At 63.6% G+C, this 1,529-nt stretch carries 3 protein-coding genes; all 3 read right to left on the reverse strand.

From position 1 onward, the window contains the following. On the reverse strand, positions 1–607 hold a 607-nt coding region (locus AC1DX0_RS35745; RefSeq protein WP_477359187.1), incomplete at its 3' end, for an SURF1 family protein. Next, the gene (locus tag AC1DX0_RS35750; RefSeq protein WP_477359190.1) at positions 604–990 is read right to left on the reverse strand and encodes a DUF983 domain-containing protein; all 387 of its coding nucleotides are present in this window, start codon (positions 988–990) and stop codon (positions 604–606) included. The genes AC1DX0_RS35750 and AC1DX0_RS35745, both read right to left, overlap by 4 nt. Before the next feature lie 21 nt (positions 991–1,011). After that, positions 1,012–1,503, reverse strand: coding sequence for a L,D-transpeptidase family protein (locus AC1DX0_RS35755; RefSeq protein ID WP_477359193.1), 492 nt, complete (start codon positions 1,501–1,503; stop codon positions 1,012–1,014). Between the last annotated feature and the right edge of the window lie 26 nt (positions 1,504–1,529).

The following is a 1,529-nucleotide window of genomic DNA, read 5'->3' on the forward strand; positions in this document are numbered from 1 at the left end:
GTGTCTTGTCGGCATCGATGAAGATCGGCACCAGCGTGAACCCGGCCGGCAGGCCGGCGCTCGCCGCCATGACGTCGCGGTCCTTCCAGTAGAAGATGTTCTTGGCCACATCATTGTCGGGAAGCATCATCGACGGCTTTGCCGGCAGCGGATTGCGGGCAAGCCCGGTGATGGTCACCTTGCCTGTGATCTGCCCCGTGGCGCGCTTGGCGGGGTCTTTCAGATCATAGGGTATGAAACCACGGTTGATCAGCACGAAGCGGCCGTCGTCGAGGGCAAGCGGCGTATAGACGTTGAACCCGGCCTCACCTTCCCAGGTCGCATAGAAATGCCGCTCGCCCGAGTGCAGGAACGTGCCGGAGACCGTGACTGGCGTGTAGTCGACATCCCCCGTCGAGGCGAAGTCCTTCTCGACCTCGGCCAACGGCTGTGGCGCCGAGTGGGTGCGCTGGTCGATGGTCTGCAGGAGACCTTCCTTCCAGTGCAGGCGCTGGACCTGCCAGGTGCCGAGCGCCAGCAAGATGAGCAGCAGCGCCAGGCCAAGGCCGAGCAGCAACGCCGATCGTGGCCGCGAACGGCCGTCACTGTTGATGGATGCCTCGCTCATTCGCCGCGGTCCAGCCGGCCTTCGGCCGCCTTGTTGGCATATTGCAGGGTSARCAGCACGCCCTTGATCAGCCGTAGCGCCGTCAGGCACAGCACGATGGCCAGCGGGATCCATATCAGCAGATGCAGCCAGAGCGGCGGGCTCAGCGTCACTTCCACCCAGAGCGCCAGGCCGACGATGATGAAGCCGATGATCAGGATGACGAAGACCGCCGGCCCGTCGCCGGCATCGGCGAAGGAATAGTCGAGGCCGCAATTGACGCAGCGTTTGCCGACGGTGAGGAAGCCGGAAAACAGCCGCCCTTCGCCGCAGCGCGGGCAACGGCCATGCAGGCCTGCCGAAATCGGTTCGATCGGAGGCCAGATCGCCTTATCTTCAGTCATGGATAGGGCCACCACTCATCGTTATTGCTCGATCTCGATCGGTGTCCCATCGGCCACCATTGCCCAGATTTCGTCCATGTCGGAGTCCGTAACGGCAATGCAGCCATCGGTCCAGTCGACCAATTGAAGCAGCCAGCCCCACCAGCCGAAACCGTTCGGCTGGCCGTGGATCATGATCATGCCACCCGCGTCGACATTGCGCGCCATCGCGGCCGCCAGATCGCCGGCATTGGGATAGGAGATGTGGATCGATCTGTGCGCGACGCTGTCGGGGTTGCGCCAGTCGAGGACRTAGCGMCCCTCGGGCGTGCGCTGGTCACCCTCCYGGTGTTTGTGSCCGACGGGATCACCGCCGAGYGCAATGCTGTAGCTGYGCAGAACCTTGCCGTCGCCGATCAGTTCCAGCCGACGCTCCGCCTTGTGGACACGCACCAGATCGACCGTCTTGGTCGCATGGGCCGGGAACCCCAGGAGGATGAATGCACAAATCGCCCAGGGAATGGTCAGCCGCATGGGCAATCGATCGGCGATCATTGCGC

The organism is Mesorhizobium sp. P3_A9 (assembly GCF_056402975.1).